Annotated in this window: 16 protein-coding genes; 8 read left to right on the top strand and 8 right to left on the bottom strand. The window is 70.9% G+C overall.

Features of this window, described 5'->3' with window-relative positions:
- The first annotated feature begins 67 nt into the window (after positions 1 to 67).
- On the top strand, positions 68 to 2,746 hold the full coding sequence (locus OG205_RS13110) for an ATP-binding protein (RefSeq protein ID WP_330276498.1): 2,679 nt from the start codon (positions 68 to 70) through the stop codon (positions 2,744 to 2,746).
- Here OG205_RS13110 and OG205_RS13105 read toward each other — a convergent pair.
- Both OG205_RS13105 and OG205_RS13100 read right to left on the bottom strand, forming a co-directional pair.
- Positions 2,730 to 3,395 carry a response regulator transcription factor gene (locus tag OG205_RS13105; RefSeq protein WP_330276497.1) on the bottom strand — a complete coding sequence of 222 codons (666 nt, stop codon included), beginning with the start codon at positions 3,393 to 3,395 and terminating at the stop codon, positions 2,730 to 2,732. The two genes, OG205_RS13110 and OG205_RS13105, sit on opposite strands and share 17 nt — an antisense overlap.
- A complete protein-coding gene (locus OG205_RS13100; protein WP_330276496.1) occupies positions 3,392 to 4,177 on the bottom strand; it encodes a sensor histidine kinase in 786 nt (261 codons plus the stop codon). Before OG205_RS13100 ends, OG205_RS13105 begins: the two co-directional genes overlap by 4 nt.
- A 138-nt stretch (positions 4,178 to 4,315) precedes the next feature.
- On the opposite strand from OG205_RS13100, the gene OG205_RS13095 reads away from it, so the two are divergent.
- From OG205_RS13095 to OG205_RS13085, 3 genes are read left to right on the top strand one after another with little or no spacing between them, the layout of a single operon-like run.
- Entirely contained in the window at positions 4,316 to 5,008 is a 693-nt protein-coding gene (locus OG205_RS13095) for an ABC transporter ATP-binding protein (protein WP_330276495.1), read from the top strand.
- Positions 5,005 to 7,326, top strand: coding sequence for an ABC transporter permease (locus OG205_RS13090; protein WP_330276494.1), 2,322 nt, complete (start codon positions 5,005 to 5,007; stop codon positions 7,324 to 7,326). Before OG205_RS13095 ends, OG205_RS13090 begins: the two co-directional genes overlap by 4 nt.
- An 11-nt stretch (positions 7,327 to 7,337) precedes the next feature.
- Positions 7,338 to 9,515, top strand: a complete 2,178-nt coding sequence (locus OG205_RS13085; protein ID WP_330276493.1) for a penicillin acylase family protein — start codon at positions 7,338 to 7,340, stop codon at positions 9,513 to 9,515.
- On the opposite strand, the gene OG205_RS13080 is transcribed toward OG205_RS13085, so the two are convergent.
- Positions 9,493 to 10,278, bottom strand: coding sequence for a crotonase/enoyl-CoA hydratase family protein (locus OG205_RS13080; RefSeq protein ID WP_330276492.1), 786 nt, complete (start codon positions 10,276 to 10,278; stop codon positions 9,493 to 9,495). The two genes, OG205_RS13085 and OG205_RS13080, sit on opposite strands and share 23 nt — an antisense overlap.
- A gap of 55 nt (positions 10,279 to 10,333) precedes the next feature.
- Between OG205_RS13080 and OG205_RS13075 the strand changes: the two genes are divergently transcribed.
- Genes OG205_RS13075 through OG205_RS13065 form a run of 3 tightly spaced genes read left to right on the top strand, consistent with a single transcriptional unit; the run spans position 10,334 to position 11,926 of the window.
- Positions 10,334 to 10,933: a sulfite oxidase-like oxidoreductase gene (locus OG205_RS13075; RefSeq protein ID WP_319979547.1), complete on the top strand. Its 600-nt coding sequence runs from the start codon at positions 10,334 to 10,336 to the stop codon at positions 10,931 to 10,933.
- A complete protein-coding gene (locus OG205_RS13070; RefSeq protein WP_330276491.1) occupies positions 10,903 to 11,643 on the top strand; it encodes a ferredoxin reductase in 741 nt (246 codons plus the stop codon). Before OG205_RS13075 ends, OG205_RS13070 begins: the two co-directional genes overlap by 31 nt.
- Before the next feature lie 13 nt (positions 11,644 to 11,656).
- A complete protein-coding gene (locus OG205_RS13065) occupies positions 11,657 to 11,926 on the top strand; it encodes a DUF6510 family protein (RefSeq protein WP_093601719.1) in 270 nt (89 codons plus the stop codon).
- 30 nt (positions 11,927 to 11,956) lie between these two features.
- On the opposite strand, the gene OG205_RS13060 is transcribed toward OG205_RS13065, so the two are convergent.
- From OG205_RS13060 to OG205_RS13040, 5 genes are read right to left on the bottom strand one after another with little or no spacing between them, the layout of a single operon-like run.
- Positions 11,957 to 14,791, bottom strand: a complete 2,835-nt coding sequence (locus OG205_RS13060) for a carbohydrate-binding protein (protein WP_330276490.1) — start codon at positions 14,789 to 14,791, stop codon at positions 11,957 to 11,959.
- 35 nt (positions 14,792 to 14,826) lie between these two features.
- A complete protein-coding gene (locus tag OG205_RS13055; RefSeq protein ID WP_330276489.1) occupies positions 14,827 to 15,690 on the bottom strand; it encodes a carbohydrate ABC transporter permease in 864 nt (287 codons plus the stop codon).
- Positions 15,687 to 16,637, bottom strand: coding sequence for a carbohydrate ABC transporter permease (locus tag OG205_RS13050; protein ID WP_330276488.1), 951 nt, complete (start codon positions 16,635 to 16,637; stop codon positions 15,687 to 15,689). The genes OG205_RS13055 and OG205_RS13050 overlap by 4 nt, the downstream gene beginning before the upstream one ends.
- The gene (locus tag OG205_RS13045; RefSeq protein WP_330276487.1) at positions 16,634 to 17,989 is read right to left on the bottom strand and encodes an ABC transporter substrate-binding protein; all 1,356 of its coding nucleotides are present in this window, start codon (positions 17,987 to 17,989) and stop codon (positions 16,634 to 16,636) included. The genes OG205_RS13050 and OG205_RS13045 overlap by 4 nt, the downstream gene beginning before the upstream one ends.
- A 19-nt stretch (positions 17,990 to 18,008) precedes the next feature.
- On the bottom strand, positions 18,009 to 19,619 hold the full coding sequence (locus OG205_RS13040) for a glycoside hydrolase family 13 protein (RefSeq protein ID WP_330276486.1): 1,611 nt from the start codon (positions 19,617 to 19,619) through the stop codon (positions 18,009 to 18,011).
- Positions 19,620 to 19,726: 107 nt separating this feature from the next.
- Between OG205_RS13040 and OG205_RS13035 the strand changes: the two genes are divergently transcribed.
- Positions 19,727 to 20,776: a LacI family DNA-binding transcriptional regulator gene (locus OG205_RS13035; protein WP_330276485.1), complete on the top strand. Its 1,050-nt coding sequence runs from the start codon at positions 19,727 to 19,729 to the stop codon at positions 20,774 to 20,776.
- Positions 20,777 to 20,854 lie beyond the last annotated feature (78 nt).

Genomic DNA, 20,854 nt, shown 5'->3' with positions numbered 1-20,854 from the left:
CGCGACGCGGATCCGTGCCAGTACGGAGTGCGGTACTGAACCGCCACCGGTCGGCGATACTCCGGGTGTGGAGGAGACTCCGATCTTCGGACGGGACCGCGAGCTGGCCACGCTCCGTGCGAGCCTCGTCGCGGCGGCGGGCGGCTCCGGCCGGCTCGTGCTGGTTCGAGGTGAGGCGGGCATCGGCAAGACCCGGCTGGCTTCGGCCGTCGTGTCGATGGCTTCGTCGTACGGAATCCCGGTCGCGCGTGGTCACGCCGTCGACGACCCCGGCATGCCTCCGCTGTGGCCCTGGCGCAGGCTCGCTCGTTCGCTGCCCGAGCTGCGGCGAGTGCTGTCCGAGGCGCATCTGGACGACTCCGCGCGCTTCGCCATGCTCGCCGACGCCGCGGACGTGCTGGTGGCCGAGGCGAGCGCGGCCGGACTGCTGATCGTGCTGGAGGACCTGCACTGGGCGGACCGCACGTCGTTGCGCCTGCTCGGTCACCTGGCGGCCGAGTTGCCCGCCGCGCGGATCCTGGTGGTCGCGACCTACCGCGATGCCGAGCTGTCCGAGCTGATGCGTGCCCCCGCCACCCGCACGGTGCACCTGGGTGGGCTGACCAGGGGAGACGTGGCCGGGTGGGCGCGTTCGGCGGGCGTGGCGGACCCGGACGCACTGGCCGCGCGACTCGTGGACAGCACGGGCGGCAACCCGCTGTACGTGCGGATGCTGCTCGACAGCGGTGAGGAGGCCGGGGAACTCCATCGGCTGGTGTTGTCGCGGCTGGACCGGTTGGGCGCACGGGCCCGGGACGTGCTTGGGATGGCGAGCGTGCTGGGGGAGCGGATCGAACCCGCGCTGCTCGCGGCCGTCACCGGGGACGAGCCTTCGGCGTCACTGGACGAGGCTGTCGCGGCCGGGGTGCTGCAGGTCCACGACGGGGCGCTGGCCTTCGCCCACGCCCTGGTCAGGGATGCGGTGTACGAGGACCTCGCGCCTTCGGTGCGGGCCGGCCTGCATCGGCGGTGTGCGCTGGCGCTGGCCGCCGCGGGTGGGGTGCCGGGCAGGATCGCGGCTCAGTGGCGGCGTGCGAGCGGAGTGGACGCGCCCGCGGAGTGCACTCGGTGGGCGACCGAGGCGGCGCGGGCCGCCACGGCGGAGCTGGCCTACGACGAGGCGGTCGGGTTCGCCGCACTCGCACTCGCTTCGTCCGAGGAGAAGACGGCGGAGCTCACCCTCGCACTCGCACGAGCCGAGTTCCTCGCCGGCGACACCGCGGCGAGCCTGGACCACTGCCGCACCGCTGCCCGTCTCGCCGAGCAGTCGGGCACCCCGGACCTCATCGCCGAAGCGGCCCTCGTCATCACCGGCATGGGCGACCGCTCGCTGCTGACCGCCGTCGACCAACTCTGCGCCACCGCCCTGCGGCACCACCCCGGCGAAGCCACCGCGTCCCGGCTGCTCGCCCGCCGCGCCATGGCGGCCACCACCACCGGTCACGGAGACCGCGCACGCGAGCTGTCCGCGACGGCGTTGGAGCTCGCGGTGCGCAGCGGCGACCCCGACGCGGAACTGGACGGCATCCACGCCCGGCACCTGGCGTTGTGCGCGCCGCAGTTCCGCGACGAACGGGTCGTGCTGGCGACCCGGGCCGTGGAACTGGCCGGGACGGCCCGGCAGCCGCACGCCGAGCTGTGGGGGCACGTGTGGCTGGTCGACGCGGCGTTGCAGGCCGGGGATCTGGGCGAGCTCGACCGGCAGCTGGAACTGATCGAGCAGTTCGCGGCGGCGCGGCAGCACGCGGTGGCGTGGTGGCACCTGCACCGGTTGCGGGCCACGCGGGCGGCGCTGGTCGGGCAGTTGCGGAGAGCGCGGGAGTGCAACGAGACCGCGAGGGCTGTGGCCGAGCGGATCAGGGCGACGGCCACCACGGGCATGTACTACGCGTTCCAGCAGGGGTTGGCGCAACTCGAAGGCGGCGTCGACGAAGCGGCGGCGCGGGAGGCGTTCGCGGTGCTCGACCAGGTCGGCGACATTCCGCTGGCCCGTGTCTACGTGCCGCTCCTGCACGCGTTGCTCGGGGAGACCGAGCAGGCGCGGGCCACGTTCGAGGAGTTCCGGGCGCTGCCGGCGACGCTGGAGGTCGCGCCCACGTGGGCGCCGCTGGTCTCGCACATCGGTGCGGTCGCGTGCCTGCTGGACGACGCCGAGGCGGCGGCCGGGGTGTACGAGGTGCTGTCCGTGCTGGAGCCGCACTACGGAGCGGACGGGTCCGGTGCGGTGTTCTCCAACGCCGCCACGCCGCAGTTGCTCGGCGACCTCGCGATGACGTGCGGCCGCAGGGAGGTCGCGGCGGAGCACTACCGGCTGGCGCTGGAGATGAACGCCCGCATCGGCGCGCGGCCGTTCACCGCGCTCAGCCGGCTCGGACTCGCCAGAGCACTCACCGACCCGGCTGCGGCACGGACGCTCGCGACCGAGGCCGCGGCCGAGTTCCGGGCGCTGGACATGCCGATCCGGCTCGCGCAGGCAGACCGGTTCCTGAAGCAGATCAAGACCGACGAACAGGCACGGGATCCGTTGTCGCCCCGCGAGTCCGAGGTCGTGGACCTGGTGGCGCAGGCCCTCACCAACCGGCAGATCGCGACGAAACTGCACCTGAGCGAACGCACCGTCGAGACGCACGTGCGCAGCGTGCTGGCCAAACTCGGGTTGCGCACCAGGACCGAGATCACCGCCTGGGAGCTCACGCGCCGGGCGTGACCAGGCCCGTCTCGTAGGCGAGGACGACGGCCTGCGCGCGGTCGCGCAGCTCCAGCTTGGCGAAGATGCGTGCCACGTGCGTCTTCACGGTGGCCTCGCTCAACGTGAGGTACGAGGCGATCTCGGAGTTCGACCGTCCACTCCCGACCAACGCGAGCACCTCGCGTTCCCGCGGTGTCAGAACAGCGAGATCCCTGTGCACGGCGGGAGCGGAGACGCCGGAGACGCCGGAGGCGAAGCGTTCCACGAGGCGCCGGGTGATCGACGGCGCGAGCAGGGCGTCACCGGTCTCGACGAGCCGCACGGACGCGATCAGGTGTTCCGGCGTGACGTCCTTCAACAGGAACCCGCTGGCACCCGCCGCCAAAGCCTCGTACACGTACCGGTCGAGGTCGAACGTCGTCAGCATCAGCACGCGGGAGTCGCCCGGCTCCTGCACGATCCGCCGGCACGCCTCCAGCCCGTCCATGCCCGGCATGCGGATGTCCATCAGCACGACGTCCGGCCGGAGATCGCGCACGACCGACACCGCCTCGGCCCCGTCCGCGGCCTCGCCGACGACCTCGATGCCACCGGAGTTCAGGATCATCCGGAACCCGATGCGCACGAACGCCTGGTCGTCCGCGATCACCACGCGAGGCCCGGTCACGGCCGCTCGATCGGGATCTTGGCGCGGACGCGGAACCCGCCGCCGAGCCGCCTGCGCGCGTCCAGATCGCCGCCCAGCACCGCCACACGTTCCCGCAACCCGAGCAGCCCCCGTCCCTGACCGTCCTCAAAGGACATCGAATCGCCGGACAGCGTGCTGGGCCCGGAGTTGAGCACCTCGACCCGCAGGTGGTGCTCCGCGTACCGCACCGTCACCTCCGCCTTCCTGCCGTCGCCGTGCTTCAACGCGTTGGTCAGCGCCTCCTGCACGATCCGGTACGCCGTCAGGTCGACACCGGACGGCAACGGCCGCGGCTCGCCGGAGATGCGCACCTCCACCGGCAGCCCGGCGAAGCACATCCGGTCGACCAGCGAGCTCAACCGGCTCAGACCGGGTTGCGGCGCCAGCAGATCATCGTTGTCGGCGGACGGCGCGAGCAGCCCTAGCATGTGCCGCAGCTCGGTCATCGTGTCGCGGCCCGCGTTCTCCACGGCCAGCAACGCGTCGGTCGCCTCGGACGTCCCGGCGGTGAGCACCCGCCGCGCCGCCCCGGCCTGCACCACCATCACGCTCACGTTGTGGCTCACGATGTCGTGCAGTTCCCGTGCGATGCGGGCCCGTTCGGCGTCGACGGCGGTGCGGGCGGCGGTCTCCCGTTCCCGCTCCAGCAACCAGCCGCGTTCCTCCATCGCACGGGTGTACGCGCGCCTGGCCGCCACCAGCCGCACCGCGAAGTACGCGGCGGCCAGGCAGGCGACGACGGCCACCACCAGCTCCCACACCCCGTCACTGTCCCAGAGCGCCGATCACCCGCGCATCAAACCCCGGATGCAGTCACTACATCCCCAGGATGACCCCGCCCGCCGAGTTACCTCCCCGGACTGACGTCTCCGAACGCGCGGCTCAGCAAGATGGCCGCCATGCAGAACGCAGACGCCGTCGTCGAACTGACGAACGTGCGCAAGGAGTACAGCGACTCGACCGCCCTGGACGGGGTGTCCCTCGTCGTCCGCGCAGGGGAGGCCGTCGCGGTGATGGGGCCGTCCGGCAGCGGGAAGTCCACGCTGCTCAACATGATCGCCGGCCTCGACCGCCCGACGTCGGGCGGCGTGATCGTGCACGGTTCCGACCTCGGCGTGCTCAGCGAGACCGGCCTCGCCCTGTTCCGCCGGCGTGGCATCGGCATGATCTTCCAGTTCTTCAACCTGCTGGACGACCTGTCGGCGCTCGACAACGTCGCCCTCGCCGCCCAGCTCACCGGCATGAAAGCGAACCAGGCCCGCGCACGCGCCCTGGAGTTGTTCGGCGAGCTCGGCATCTCCAGCCGCAAGAACATCTACCCGGCGCAGCTCAGCGGCGGCGAACGGCAGCGCGTCGCGGTGGCGCGGGCGTTGATGAACCGCCCCGCCCTGCTGCTCGCCGACGAACCGACCGGCGCCCTCGACAGCAGGTCCGGCGAGCAGGTCATGGACCTGCTGCTCGACCTCAACCAGATCGGCCAGACCCTGCTGCTCGTCACCCACGACGAACGCCTCGCCACCCGCTGCGCCACCAGGGTGATCGAGGTCGTCGACGGCCGGATCGCCCGCGAGCACAGCATGGATCGGGCATGAGCGCGGTGTGGTCGGCGTCCTGGGCCGCGGTCCGGCGACGCAAGCTGCAGACGATCGTGATCGGTGTCGTGGTCTGCGCGGCGAGTGCGACGCTCGTGATGGCGCTCGGCCTGCTGGACGCGTCCGCCGCGCCGTTCGACCGGGCCTTCGCCACCCAGCAGGGCGCGCACCTGGCCGCGGCGTTCGACCCGGCGAAGGTGACCGAGGCCCAGCTGAGGCAGGCAGCGGGACAGACCGTGTCGGCGGGCCCGTTCCAGCAGGCCACTGTGGACACTTCGACCGGGGAGGTCTTCCTCGGCGCGCTCACCGTGGTGGGACGGGCCGAGCCCGGTGGCCAAGTCGATCGCGTTTCGGTGTGGCAGGGCAGGTGGGCCACCAACGCCGGTGAGATCGTCCTGAACCGCACGCCGGGATCCGTCGGCCGGATGGACGTCGGTTTCGAGCTGCGGCTGCCAGGACGTCCGGTGCTGAAGGTCGTCGGGTTCGCCCACTCGGTGACCGGATCCGCCGACGCGTGGGTGACTCCCGGGCAGATCGGGGCACTGCGACCGAACGCGCTGCAGATGCTCTACCGGTTCACGCAGGCCGGCACCGCCGCCCAGGTCGAGGCAGGACAGGCGGCGGTCACAGCGGGGCTACCGCAGGGCGCGCTGCTCGGCACGCTGTCGCACCTCACCGTCAAGGACAAGGCGACGTCCGAGCTCGGCGTGTTCATCCCGTTCCTGATGATCTTCGGGATTCTCGGGCTCGCCGTGGCGGTGCTGATCGTCGCCAACGTCGTGAGCGGCGCCGTCGTCGCGGGCCTGCGGCACATCGGGATGCTCAAGGCGATCGGCTTCACCCCGAACCAGGTCATGGCCGTGTACCTGGTGATGGTCTCGATCCCGGCGTTCGCGGGCTGCGCGCTCGGCACGGTCGCGGGCAACCTCGTCGCCAAACCGATCGTGCAGGACGCGGTCGAGGGCTTCGGCGTCGACGAACTGAGCTTCGCGCCGTGGGTGAACATCATCGCGGCGGTCGGCATGCCGTTGCTGGTGGCGTCGGCAGCCCTCGTTCCGGCACTGCGAGCGCGAAGGCTTCCGGCGGCGCGGGCGATCAGCGCGGGCATCACCGCGCACACCGGAAGGGCGTTGCGCGTTCAACGCTGGCTGGGCGGAACGCGGCTGCCGCGGTCGATCAGCCTCGGCCTCGGGATGCCGTTCGCCCGCACCGGCCGCAGCGCGCTGACGCTGGCCTCGGTCGTGCTCGGCGTCATGACCGTGACCCTCGCGGCCGGCGTGACGATGTCGATGACGGCCTACAACGACGCCGTCCGGCCCCACTTCACCGACCGCGTCGAGCTGATGGCCGGATCACCTCCGGGCATGCCCGGCGTTCGTCCGGAAGGTGTGGAGGCGCCGGCCGCGATGCTGGGTGACGCCGAGGACGAGTCGATGCTGCGCTCCTTGCCCGGCACGACAGCGGTTCTCGCCTCCACCCAGCTCGACGCCGAGGTCGCGGGCGGCACCCAGAAGGCCACGATCCTGTTCTACCGCGGGGACACCGCGACGCTCGGCCCGCGCGTGCTCACCGGGCACTGGCCCGACGGGCCGGGACAGGTCGTGGTGCCGTCGAGGTTCCTCAACCAGCGCGGGCTCGCCGTCGGCGACACGATCACCGTGCAGGCGCGGGGAAACCGGACGCAGGTGAAGATCGTCGGCGTCGTGCTGACGAACAACGCCGACGAGATCTTCGCCGACTGGTCCACTGTGGACCTCCTCGAACCCGATGCCCGTGCCGACACGTACCTGGTGCAGATGGCCGCCGGTACCGACCGCGCCACCTACACCGCCGCCGTGAAGGCCGGGGATTCGGGACTGCGCGTCCTTCCGCCGCGCGACGGCACGTCGTCGACCGCGGTGATCATCATCAGCGCCGCTCTGGTGCTGACGCTGGTGCTGGGCGCCGTCGCCGCACTCGGGGTGTTCAACACCGTGGTCCTCAACGCCCGTGAACGGCGCCGCGACCTCGGCATGCTCAAGTCGATCGGCATGACCCCGCGCCAGGTCACCGTGCTGCTCGTGACGTCCATGGGCGCGTTGGGCGTGCTGGGCGGACTGATCGGCGTGCCCGTCGGCATCGGCGTGCACCAGCTGGTCGTGCCCGCCATGGCCCACGCGGGCCAGGCCGACGCCGTCGACATCCTCATGAACGTCTACCACGCGCCGTTGCTCGCGCTGCTGGCCCTCACCGGCGTCGTCATCGCCGTGCTGGGCGCGGTCGTGCCGGCCAGGGGAGCGGCGCGTCTCTCGATCGCCACCGTCCTGCACAACGAATAGGGGGATCACGAATGCGCAGGTTCATCGCGTTATCGCTTGTGGCAGCAGGGGTTCTGGCCACGAGCCCACCCGCCGTCGCCGACAGCGGCACGGTGATCAGACGAACTTCCTACGGCATCCCGCACGTGCTCGCACACGACTACCGCGGCGTGGGCCAGGGACTCGGCTACGCGTTCGCCGAGGACAACGCCTGCGTCATGGCGGAGATCGTCGTGACGTTGTCCGCCGAACGCTCGCGCTGGTTCGGGCCTGACAACCTCGCCAGCGACCTCTACTACCAGCGCCTCAACCAGTCCGCGGTGGTCGAACGGCAGCTCGACCGTCCCTCGAAGCAGGCCAAGGACCTGGTGCGGGGGTACGTGGCCGGGTTCAACCGCTACCTGACCCAGAACGGCGCGCCCGAGGCGTGCAGGAACTGGGCACGGCCGATCACCGAGATCGACGTGTGGCGGCGCGTCCACCAGGTCGCCGGTCTCACCGGCAGCGAGGGCTTCCAGGAGCAACTCGTGTCGGCCCAGCCGCCCGGCACGGCGCTCGCGGCACCCGCGCGGGTGGAGAAGGAAAGACCCGCCAGCAACGGCATCGCGCTCGGCAAGCAGGCCACGGCAGCCGGAACCGGCATGGTGCTGGGCAACCCGCACTTCGACTGGGCCGACACCTGGCGCTTCTACCAGCACCACCTCACGATCCCCGGCGAGCTGAACGTCAGCGGCGCGGGCCTGTTCGGCGTGCCGGTGGTCAACATCGGCCACAACGACAGGCTCGGCTGGACCCACACGGCGTCCGAAGCGCAGACGATCACGCTCTCGAAGCTGACCCTCGTCCCCGGCGACCCGACCAGTTACCTCGTCGACGGCAAGGCACACCGCATGATCGCCGACCAGGTCACCGCCGACGGCACCACGAGAACCCTCTACCGCACCCCGGACGGCCCGGTGGTCGAGGACGACCGCGCGCTGCAGTGGACGGACACCACCGCGTTCGTGCTGCGCGACGCGAACCTGGGCAACCTGCAGATCATCGACCAGTGGCTGGCCATCGCCCGCGCCCGCAGTGTGCCCGACCTGCACCAGGCGCTCGTCCGCCACCAGGCGCTCCCGTGGGTCAACACACTCGCCTCGGACGCTACCGGCACCGCGTACTTCGGCGACGTCCAGGTCGTCCCGCACGTCACCGACGAGCAGCGCGCCCGGTGCGCCGCCGACGTGCCCATCGGCCTGGTGGTCCTCGACGGCAGCCGGTCGGACTGCGGCTGGGGCACCGATCCCGATGCCGTGACGCCGGGCAGGTTCGGCCCTCGTCAGCTGCCCACGCTGATCCGGCGTGACCACGTCAGCAACATGAACGACAGCGCGTGGCTGGCGAACCCCGCCGCACCGCTGACCGGCTACCCGTCCATCGTCGGCGACGTCGGCACCGAACGGTCCGCGCGCACCCGCGTGGGCCTGGACATGATCGGCACCAACACCTTCACACTGTCCACTCTGGAACAGGCGATGTTCGGCAACCGCAACCTCACCGCCGAGCAGGGCCGTGCCGCGGTCGTCGCGATGTGTCAGGCCAACCCGACCCTGCCCGCGAACGACGGCCGGCCCGTGGACGTCCGCGCGGCCTGCTCGGCCCTGGCCGGCTGGTCCGGCACCGGAGACACCGGCTCGGAAAGCCGGGGTGCCTACTTCTGGCGTTCGTTCGTCGCGCTGACCGGCCGTCCTGGGACGAACCTGTGGCAGGTGCCGTTCGACCCGGCCGACCCCGTCCACACCCCGCGCGGCATCAACGCGAGCGATCCCGGCGTCCAGCGGGCTTTCGCCGACACGGTCCGGCTGTTCGGAGACGCGGGTGTCGCGGTGGACGTGCCGCTCGACGCCGTCCAGCAGTACGAGGGCGTTCCGATCCACGGCTGCCGCGGCCCGGAAGGCTGCTTCAACGTCATCTCGGTGCCCGGCCCGCCCCGGCCGGGACTCACTCCGGAGATCTCGCACGGTTCCAGCTTCGTCATGGCGGTCGAGCTGACGAAGAACGGCCCGCGGATGAGCTCGATGCTGATCTACGGCCAGTCCGCTGATCCGGCTTCTCCGCACCACACCGACCAGGCGCGCCTCTACGCGAAGAAGCAGTGGGTGAAGGGCGAGTTCACCGAACGGGAGATCGCCCGCAACGCCGACCTCACCGTTCGTCACCTCCGCTGAACTTCCCGTGCCGTCCGGCGCCGCCCGCGAACCGGGCGGCGCCGGCCACTCCTTCCCGAGCCACGATCGGCACTCCGGCCGCCCCCTCCGCCCGCAATGCCTCGGCCAGCGGCAGATCGAGCCCGCCGTAGGTCGAGGCCCGATCGGCCAGCACGCACTCGAACGGGAACCCGGCGATCTGCTCGGCCAGCTCCAGCGCGGCAGCCACCGCCTGACCGGGCTCGACCACCCGGTTGGCCAGCCCGATCGCCAACGCCTCCTCGGCGTGCACCGGACGTCCGGTGAGGATCAGGTCCAACGCCCGCCCCAGCCCCACGATCCGTGGCGGCCGCACGGTGCCACCGTCGATCAACGGCACACCCCACCGCCGGCAGAACACCCCGAACACCGCGTCGCTCTCGACCACCCGCAGGTCGGCCAGCAGCGCGAGCTCCAGCCCGCCCGCCACGGCGTATCCGCTGACCGCCGCGATCACCGGCTTGCTCAGCTCCAGCCGGGTCGGCCCCATCGGGCCCGCGCCGCCACCGGAGGGGTCGAGCTCGTTGCGCCGGGCGGGATCGCCGACGACGCTCAGGTCCGCCCCCGCGCAGAACGTCCCGCCCTCGCCCGCGAGCACCGCGACCCGTTGCGAGGAATCTGCCTCGAACGCGAGGAACGCGTCCCGCAGCTCAGCGGCCATCGGGCCGTCGACCGCGTTGCGCCGCTCCGGGCGGTTCATCCGGATCAGCGTCGTGGTGCCGGTGATCTCCACCCTGACGTCCATGTGACCTCCGTGATCAGCAGTGGCGTTCGGCGCGCCGCTAGCGTCTACTGACACGATGCCAATCGTCTCTCCCGGTTTCACCGGGCGACGCCAGTCACCGGACGTGCAGCTGCCGCCCGGTCAGTACCTGGCAGAGGACTTCCCCGTTCTCACGGCGGGCCCGACGCCGCGAGTGACCACCGACCGCTGGCAGTTCACGATCAACACCGAGGCCGGTCAGCGCTACGACTGGTCGTGGCAGCAGCTGATGGACCTGCCCGCGGAGAAGATCACCAAGGACATCCACTGCGTCACCAAGTGGTCGAAGCTCGGCACCCGCTGGAAGGGCGTCTCGCTGGACGTCCTGCTGGAGGACGTCGAGACGGCGGCGGACTTCGCGCTCGTCCAGTCCTACGGCGGCTACACGACGAACCTGCCGCTGGAAGACCTGATCGACGGCCAGGCGTGGATCGCGTACCGCTACGACGACGACGAGCTCACGCCCGAGCACGGCGGCCCGGCGCGGCTGCTGGTGCCGCACCTGTACTTCTGGAAGTCGGCGAAGTGGGTCCGCGGGATCCAGTTGCTGCTCGAGGACGAACCCGGCTTCTGGGAAAGCGCGGGCTACCACGACTACGGAGACCCATGGCGCGAGCAGCGGTACCAGGGCGACTGACCTGGCGGGTGGCCTCGGTCGCCGAATCCACCGACATCACCAAGAGCGCGCGCAGCCTCGTGTTCGACGTGCCCGGCTGGCCCGGTCACCTGCCGGGGCAGCACGTCGACGTCCGGCTGACCGCCGAGGACGGCTACTCGGTGCAGCGCAGCTACTCGATCTCCTCCGCACCGGACGGGGAGCGGTTCGAGCTGAGCGTCCAGCGGGTCGCCGACGGCGAGGTGTCGCCGTACCTGTGCGACGTGCTCTCGCCCGGCGACCAGATCGAGCTGCGCGGTCCAGTCGGCGGCTGGTTCGTGTGGCGCGCCGCTGACCAGGCGCCGGTGACGCTCGTGGCGGGCGGATCGGGCATCGCGCCGTTGATGGCGATGATCCGCACGCGGGCCGCGGAAGGCAGCCGAGTGCCGTTCCGGCTGATCTACTCGGTGCGCACGCCCGAGGACGTCTACTACGCCGACGAACTGCGCCGGCGTGCCCGCGAGGACGCCGGCCTCGACGTGCACCTCGTGTACACCCGCCAAGCCCCGGAAGGCTCACCCGAGCCACCGAAACGCCTCGGACTGGCCACCTTGAACACCCACGCCTGGCCGGCCGACTTCACCCCGAACGTCTTCGTGTGCGGGCCGACCGGGTTCGTCGAGACGGTGTCCGACATCCTCGTGGCACTCGGCCACGACCCCCGCCGCGTCCGCACCGAACGCTTCGGCTGACAGGAGAGCACCGATGAGCGACGACCACGTCGACGGCAACGCGCTGGCGGGCGACCTGCGAGAGATCTTCGCGGTGGACCTGACGGTGGCGACCGGCCAGTGCTCCGGCTGCGGCTACCGCGGCTCGGTGGCGACCCTGCGCGTCTACCAGAACGCGCCGGGCATCGTCGCGCGCTGCCCGCACTGCGAGGAGGTCGTGCTGCGGCTGGTCCGGGGACGCGACCGCGCGTGGCTCGACCTGCGCGGCACGGTGAGCCTGGAGATCCCGCTGCCGTCCCCGTGAAGCGGGTTCGGGGACGGCAGCGGGATCGCGTCAGATACCGGAGTTGCCTCCCCCCAGCGTCAGCGCGAAGCCCTGGGCGTTGAGCAGCCCGCCGGAGGACGCACGGGTGACCTTGGTGCCGGAGATCGTGCCGCTACCGGCGGCCTGGATCTCGAAGCCCCACGTGGCACCGTCGATGGTGAGCCTGTCGAAGGTGATCGGGGTCATCGTCTTCTGCCAGCTCATCAGCACGCCCTGGTAGCTGCTGTCGGTGATGGTCAGATCGCTGATCACCACCGGCGTGCGGATCTCGTGGTCCGCCGTGTAGATCCACAGCGCGCCGATCGCCGAGTTCCAGTTCGGCTCGAAGCTGCCCGCGCGGAGCAGGGTGTTGCGGCGCACCGTCGTCGTGCCGCTGAACGGAACCGGCTGGTGCCAGGTGCTCACCGCGATGCCCGATCCCGAGGTGACGATGTCCGAGACGTGGTTGTCCTCGATGCGGTTGTCCGCGCCGCCGTAGACCGCGATGCCGTTCGCGCCCGCCGGTAACTGCACCGTGTTGTAGGTGAACGCGGTCCGGGTCACCGGTGCGCCCTCGGACCACATCGCGAGGCCGTCGTCACCGTTGTTGCGCGTGGTGGACTGGTCGATCCTGGTGTCGACGACATCGCCGTTCAGGTTCACGCCGTCCGCGAACGTGTTGCGCACGCGCAGGCCGACCGCGTACAGGCCGTTGGTGCCGTTGTCGCCCCAGAGCCCGACCTTGGTGTGCTCGATCCAGAGGTTCTGCAGCAGCGAGCCCGAGCCGAAGTTGCCTTCCAGCGCGGGATCGGAGCCGTTGTCCTCGCGCACCCGGACGTCGCCGAAGATCGCCAGGTCCGCGATCGTCACCTTGCCGGTGGCGAGGAAACCGCCCTTGGCGCCGGTCCCCTGGACGACCGAGTGCCACGGCCCGGCGCCGATGATCCGCACGTTGCCCGCGTTGATGCGCGACGAGATGCGGAACGTGCCCGCCGGAACCCACACCGGCCTGTTCTGGGCGGCGCCCTCCGCGATGGCCGCAGCGATGGCGGAGGTGGCGTCCGAGCCGTTGTTCGGGACGGCACCGTGCGAGGTGATCGACACGGCGTTCGCCGGTGCGGTCGCCGCCACGGGTACTGCCTCGGCCTCCACGAAGTCGAGCACGTAGGCCAGGCCGTTCGCGGTGTCCACCTGGAACTTCAGCTCGGTGCCCGCCGCCCAGTCGCCCAGGATCCTGGTCTCGTCGAAGAACCGGTGACCGCCGCCCAGCGCCGGGTTGTTGAAATACGGGTAGTCGCCGTACACCCAGCTGTACTCGGACGTCAGCGTGACGTCGCGCTGCTTGGTCCCGTTGGCGTACAACGAGATCGGTGCGCGCTGGCCGGTGCCGGCCGCGTTGTCCGGGATCGAGTAGCGCAGCACCAGGCCGTTCGCCGGTGCGGTGAGCTTCACGGTGAGGTGCTCGCCCGCGGCGTCGAGAACCACCGCCCTGCGGCCGCTGGCCTCGGACTGGATCTGCCGGTACGTGCGGCTCGCCGCGAGCACCGTGCCGTTCGTGGTGGCGGCTTCGGCCTCGTAGGTCGTGTACGGGACCGTGGCGCCGCGTGCGGCGAGTGAGCCTTCGCCGCTGGCCGAGATGCTGTCGATCGCGACGTCAGTGGCGGCAGTGCTGGTCAGGCCGACGGTGTTGACTCCCGCGCGCAGTGGCACCGTCGCCGTCGTGGTGCGCCACCCGCTGCCTGCGGTGAACGAGAGGGCGCCCGCGTCCCGGCCGTTGGCCGTCAACGCCAGCGTCGCGTTCGAGGTGCTCTGGAACCGCACGGTGATGGTCGCGTTCCCGGCGGTATCGGCTTTGATGGTCCGCACGACGCGCGCGCCGACCGTGCCGAATCCGGCGACGTAACCGGAACCCGCGTAGCCCGCGAGTCCTGTTTGGACGGAAGCACCGCCGGAGCGGAAGGCCGACTCGGCCTCACCCGGACCGGCCTGGACCGCGGTGCTGACGGTGAGGCTGTCGAGGTTCAGGTTGCCGGAGTCACCAGAGTCGAACGCCAGCGCGACGTCGTGCTGCCCCGCCGTCAGCGTGACCTGTTCGGTCGTGGTCGCCCAGGTGTCCCAGTTCGCCGTCGCAGGCAGGCTGATCTGCCGTTGTTTCGCGCCGTCGACGTACAGGGACAGGGTGCGGGCGGAGCCGGTGCCGTTCGCCAGCCGGATCGCGAGGTCGTGCTGACCCGCGGTCGCGGCGGTGACCCGGAACGTGGTGCGCGCGGTGCCGCGGTTCGCGTCGGTGTACCCGCCGACGAATCCGCCACCGGTGTGGCCGGGGTGGTCGGACTGGACGACCGCGCCGCCGCTGAGCGTCGCGTTCTCCGCCTCGTACGCGGGACCGGACTCGGTCACGGTGTTCGAGACTGCGAGGTGGTCGAGGTTCACGTTGCCGTTGTCCGCCGAGCTGAAGCTGTACGCGAAGGTGTGCGCACCCGCCGGTAGCTGGACCGCGGTTGAGGCCGAACTCCACGTGTCCCAGTTCGCCGTGGCGGGCAGGGTGATCTGGCGTGGACCGGCGCCGTCGACCCGCAGCGTCAGGGTGCGCGGCGAGCCGGTGCCGTTGGCGTACTTCACCGCGAGCGAGTAGGTGCCGGCGGCCGGTGCGGACCACGCGAACGACGTGGTGGCGGTGCCGCGGTTCGCATCGGTGAAGCCACCGGCGAATCCGGTGCCGCTGAAGCCGGTGTGATCGGTCTGGACGACCGCACCACCGCTCAGCGCGGCGTTCTCGGCCTCGAGACGGGTGGTGGCCGCGGTGGCCGTTGTGGGGAGAACTGTGGCTGACAGGGTGATCAGGGCGGTTGCGAGCGCGCGCAACCATGGCGACGTTGCCATGTGGGGGTTCCGTTCGTTCAGCCCTTCACCGCTCCGCTGAGCGCGCTGCCGTTGAGGAACAGGCGCTGGAAGACGAGGAAGAGCGCGACAGGGATGAGGGTCGAGATGGCGAGCGCGGCGAGGAACACGTCGAGCTCGACGAACCGCTGCAGTGCGGGCAGACGCACGGACAACGGCTGCACTGCCGGATCAGGCAGCACCAGCATCGGCCAGAGGAAGTCCTTCCACGACGCGATGACGGCGAACACCGACACCACTCCGAGGATCGGACGGGACATCGGCAGCACGATCGAGACGAACAGCCGCAACGGACCGGCCCCGTCCACGGTCGCGGCCTCGAACACCTCGCGGGGCAGACCGTCGAGGAACCGTTGCACCAGCAGGACGTTGAACGCGTTCGCGCCCGCCGGCAGCCACACCGCCCAGAAGCTGTTGATCAGCGACAGGTCGGTGATCGTGAGGTAGAGCGGCACGAGCAGCACCACCGACGGCACGAACAACGTCGCCAGCACCACCCCCGTGACGACCTTCCGATAGCGCGGCCGCAACACGGACAAGGCGAACCCTGCTGTCATCGCGACCAGCAACTGCACCGCCCACGCGCCGAACGCGAGCAGCACCGTGTTCAGAAAGTACTTGTCGATCTCCACCCGCGTCCACGCCGTGACGAGGTTCGCGAAGTCGAACCCGTTGGGCCACAACGCGAGCGGTGCTCGCAGGGTGTCCTGGGTCGGGGTGATCGCCGCCTTCGCGAGCCAGAGGACCGGGCCGAGGCCGATCAGCAGGAGGCCACCGAGCAGGAGGGTCTGCACGGTCCGGATGGTTCGCCGGACGGCCGGGATCTTGCGGTCGTGGGTGGAGAGGACTCCGCGGTCGGTCATGACGTGCTCCACGAACGCGTGAGGCGGAAGTACAGGGCGGACAGCAGGGCCAGCACGACGGCGAGCATCAGGCTGAGGGCGGTGGCGGCGCCGTAGTCGCCGCCCAGGCTGGAGGCGAAGGCGTAGTTGTAGATCAGCAGCAGGATGGTGGTGGTCTTGTTCGCCGGGCCGCCGCCGGTGAACAGGAACGGTTCCAGGAACACCTGGGCCGTGCCGACGATCTGCAGGATGAACGTGATCAGCAGGACTCCCCGCAACTGCGGCAGCGTCACGTGCCAGACCTTGTGCCACACCGAGGCGCCGTCGATCTCGGCGGCCTCGTAGAGCTCCGGCGGCACGCGGGTGAGGGCGGCCAGGTAGATGATGACCGTGCCGCCCATCGCCGCCCAGGTGGACTCCACGACGAGCGACACCATCGCGGTGCCGCCGTCCTGCAGCCACGCGACCGGCGCGATGCCCACCCAGCCGAGCACCGTGTTGAACAGGCCGTGCGGGCCCGCGTCGTAGAAGAACTTCCACAGCAGCACCGCCACCACCGGCGGGACCACCACGGGCAGGTAGGCGAGCGCGCTGTAGAGGCCGCGCAGCCTGCGCACCTCGTTCATCAGCACCGCCAGCACCAACGGCGCGGGGTAGCCGATGAGCAGCGCGAGGAACGCGAACCACAGGGTGTTGCGGACCGCCGTCCACAGCAGCGGGTCGTTCAGGACCGTCACGAAGTTGTCCAGGCCGACGAACTCCGGGGTGTCGACCAGGTTCGTCTGCTGCACCGACATCACGGCGGTCTGCAGGATCGGGATCCAGGAGAACACGCCGAACACCGCGAACATCGGCAGCAGGAACAGCAGGGCCGCGAGGCCACTGCGGCGACGTCGGCGACGGGGGTGCGCGGCAGGCCGTGCCGGGCGGGGTGGCGCGGCCTGCCGGGGAGAGACGGTGGTGGTCACTTGCGGTCCAGCAGCGCCTGCGCCTGGGACTCGGCCTGAGCGAGCAGTGCGGTCGCGTCGGCGTTCCGGTCGGTCAGCACGGCCTGCACCACCGGGTCGAGCAGCGCGTAGACCTGCTGGGTCGACCTCGTGGGCTCGGGAACCAGTGGCTGCGCGAACATCTTGTCGGTGTAGGGCTTCATCTGCTGCACCGGCACGTTGACGTACTGCGCGATCCACTGCTGGCGCTGGTCGTGCAGAGCGCGGTCGAACACCGGCAGCTCGGGCGAGCCTACCGCCTGCGCCGTCTCGGCCGTCGTCTTCGCGTCGGCCACGGCCTGGTCCTGCGCGGTGAGCTTCGACAGGTAGTAGAAGTCGATCCACTTCACGCCCGCGGACACCACCGCGGCGGACGACTTCGCGCGCACCACGGCGAGTGAGCCGCCGCCGAGCACGCCGGCGGTGCCCTTGTCCGCCAACGGAACCGTGGTGATGCCGTAGTCCTCGGCCTTCAAGGCGTTCTGCGCCTTGAGTGAGCCGTAGTTGCCGCCGCCCGAGACGTACATGCCGATGCGGCCCGCGGCGAAGTCCTGGTTGATCGTCGCCCAGTCGTACAGGAAGTTCGCGCCCATGCTGTTGTCCGTCCACCGCATGTCCTGCAGCTGCTTCAGCACGGCCCGCATCTCGTCCGTGTTCAGCGTGGACTTCGCGCTGTCACCCGAGAGCTGCTCGACCCGGCCGCCGAACGCGTAGTCGAGCGTGGCGAGGATCCAGCCGCCGGTGTTGCCCGCCGTCATCTGGGCGTAGCCGGCCTGGCCGGTGCGCTCGGCGATCTGCTTCGCGGCCGAGCGCACCTCCGCCCACGTGGTCGGCGGCTTGTCCGGGTCGAGCCCCGCCTGCGTGAACAGCGTGCGGTTGTAGTGCAGGGCCTGGCCATACGCGGCGATCGGCACGGCCTGCATGGCGCCGTCGGCCGCCTGGCCCGCCTTCGCCACCGACGCGTTGAACCCCTTGGCGTACGGCAGCTTCGCGACCTCGCCGCTGATGTCCGCGATCTGCCTGCGTTCGATGAGCCCGCGGCCGTCGGTGAACGGCGCGGTGAACACGGCGGGCAGCGTGCCGCCCGCGAGCTGGGCGGTGAACGTCGTCGCGTCCCACTTGTACTCCTGGGGCTGCACGTCCACGTCCGGATGCGCCTTCTCGAACTCGGCGACACGGGCGTTGAACGCGTCGACCGCGCCCTTCTCCAGACCGGGGTCGATCGCCACGGTCAGGGCGAGCCGGCCGCCCGACCCCTCCGGCTCACCACCGGCGCACCCGGTGACGGCGAGCGCCGTGGCCAGTACGGCGGCGCTGATTCTCGAGGACTTCATCGTCACTCCTTGCGGGCGGCTACCCGCGCAGCCAGGCGGCGGCGTCGGGGGAGAGGTGGCCGTCGCGCACTTCGGAGCTGGCGAGCAGCACGTCGGTGTGCGGCGGAAGGGGAACAGGGGTGGAGCCGAGATTCACGACGCAGACGAAGTCCGCGCCACGGCGGAACGCGAGCACGTCCTGGCCCGCGTCGAGCCAGGAGAACTCCGGATCGCGCGGCCGCAGCGACAGCAGGGCGCGGTACAGGCTCAGCATCGAGCCGGGATCGGTCTCCTGCCGCTGCACCGAGTAGGCGCCCCAGCCGGTGGGCTGGGGGAGCCACGGCGCCGGGACCGTCCCCTGTGGACTGAACCCGAACGCGCTGCCGGCCGCGGTCCACGGCAGCGGGACGCGGCACCCGTCCCTGCCGGGGTCGACCCCGTCGGAACGGAAGAACATCGGATCCTGCAGCACGTCCAGCGGCAGGTCCTCCACCTCGGGCAGACCGAGCTCGTCGCCCTGGTAGACGTACAGGGAGCCGGGCAACGCACCCGTCAGCAAGGCCGCCGCGCGTGCCCTGCGCGTGCCCCGGGACAGATCCGTCGCGATGCCGAACCTCCGCGCCTCGAACCCGAACGAGCTGTCCTGACGGCCGTAGCGGGTGGCGGGCCTGGTGACGTCGTGGTTCGCCAGCACCCACGTGGCGGGCGCGCCGACCGGCCGATGAGCGTCCAGTGTGGACTCGATCGAGGCACGCAGCTCGGCGGCGTCCCACGGGCGGGTCATGAAGTCGAAGTTGAACGCCGTGTGCATCTCGTCGGGACGCAGGTAGCGGGCGAACCGCTGCTGGTCCGCGAGCCAGACCTCGCCGATCAGCACCCTCGGCTCGGCGTAGGAGTCGGCGACCGCGCGCCACCGCCGGTAGATCTCGTGCACCTCGTCGCGGTCGACGAACGGATGGCCGGCCGCCTCGGCGACCTCGGGGAACCCGGGATCCTTGACCGGCATGGTCGCCGAGTCGATCCGGATGCCCGCCACCCCGCGGTCGAACCAGAAGCGCAGCACCGCCTCGTGCTCACGCCACACGTCCGGGTGGGTCCAGTTGAGGTCGGGCTGCTGCGGCGCGAACAGGTGCAGGTACCACTCGCCGGGCGTGCCGTCCGGGTTCACCGTGCGGGTCCACGTGCCGCCGGAGAAGCTCGACACCCAGTCGGTGGGCGGGAGTTCGCCGTGCTCGCCGCGGCCCGGCCGGAACCAGAAGCGCTCCCGCTCGGGTGAACCCGGCCCCGCCGCCAGCGCCGCCTGGAACCACGCGTGCTGGTCGGACACGTGGTTGGGCACCACGTCGACGATCGTGCGGATGCCGAGTCCGGCGGCCTCGGCGATGAGCCGCTCGGCCTCGGCGAGGTCGCCGAACGCCGGGTCGATCGCCCGGTAGTCCGCGACGTCGTAGCCGCCGTCCGCGAGCGGGGAGGCGTACCAGGGCGTGAACCAGAGCGCGTCCACACCGAGCGAGGCGAGATACGGCAAACGCGATCGCACGCCCGCGAGATCACCCACGCCGTCGCCGTCGCCGTCCGCGAAACTGCGCGGGTAAATCTGGTAGATCACCGCGTCCCGCCACCAGTCCGCGCTGTTCACGGGCCTGGTCACGGATGGTGCGACGGAAATGCCACTGCTCACGTCGACCCCGTTCTCGCTGGGAAGGTTGAAAGCAGGTTTAGCGCTCAACCTGAAATGACGGTAATGTGACCCGTGCCATGCTGTCAACCGAGCGGCAGCCGAGCGGGGAAGGCGGGAACGCGAGCGTGCGGGTCACGTTGAAGGACATCGCCCAGAAGGCGGGCGTCAGCATGATGACGGTCTCGAACGTCATCAACGGCAACAGCGCGAGGGTCTCACCGGCGACGATCGAGCGGATCCAGCGGATCGTCGTGGAGCTGGGGTACGTGCCGAGCCACTCCGCGCGCAGCCTCGCCGCGAAGTCGTCGCGGATGGTCGGCGTGCTGGTGCCGGCGGCCGACGAGGAGAGCCTCACGATCAGCCCGCACAACGTCGCGATCATCGGTCAGCTGGAACGAGAGCTGCGCAAGCGCGCCTACGACGTGCTGCTGCGCGGCATCGCCCGCCCCGGCGAGGTCGCGGAGGCGTTGCGGGCCTGGAACCTAGACGGGGCGCTGCTTCTGGGCTTCCTCGACGAGGAGATCGCCACGTTCACCGCGAGCTCGGCGGGCCGCACCCGGATCGTCGCGGTGGACAGCTACACGGACAACCCGGTGACCAGGGGCGTGCGCACCGACGACGTCACCGGAGGCCGGCTGGCCGCCGAGCACCTGCGGGCCCTCGGCCACGTCGACGTGGTCTTCGCCGGTCCGCGGTTCGCCGGTCAAGGCGTTGTGTGGCAACGCTTCCAAGGCTTCAAGGAGGCGCTCGGCGGCGACTGCGCGGTGGAGGCGGCCAACACCACCTACGACGACGGAGTCGCGCTGGGCCGTCGCCTGCGCACCGACCACCCGTCGGCCACGGCCGTGTTCGCCACCGCCGACATCCTCGCCATCGGCGTCGTCGCCGGGTTGCAGGAGACCGGGGCACGCGTGCCCGACGACGTCTCGGTGATGGGCTTCGACGACCTGGACCTGTGCCGGTACGTCCGCCCGACGCTGACCACGATCGCGCAGGACCTCCCGGCGAAGGCCGCGACGGCCGTGGCGATGCTGATCGGCGAGATCGAACGGGACGAGGAACCGCCGGGGCCCGCCACCCTGGACGTCCACCTGGTGGAAAGGGGGTCGACCGGCCCGGCCCGCTGAGGCGCGGGACGATCAGGCAAAACCGCGAGAGCATCGTTCACCTCCCGGCCGTCGTTCGCTGATTCGATCGGATCAGTC

It is taken from the genome of Lentzea sp. NBC_00516 (assembly GCF_036346835.1).
In the GTDB taxonomy this organism is placed as follows: Bacteria; Actinomycetota; Actinomycetes; order Mycobacteriales; family Pseudonocardiaceae; genus Lentzea; species Lentzea sokolovensis.
This window is presented reverse-complemented; position numbering and strand designations above follow the sequence as displayed.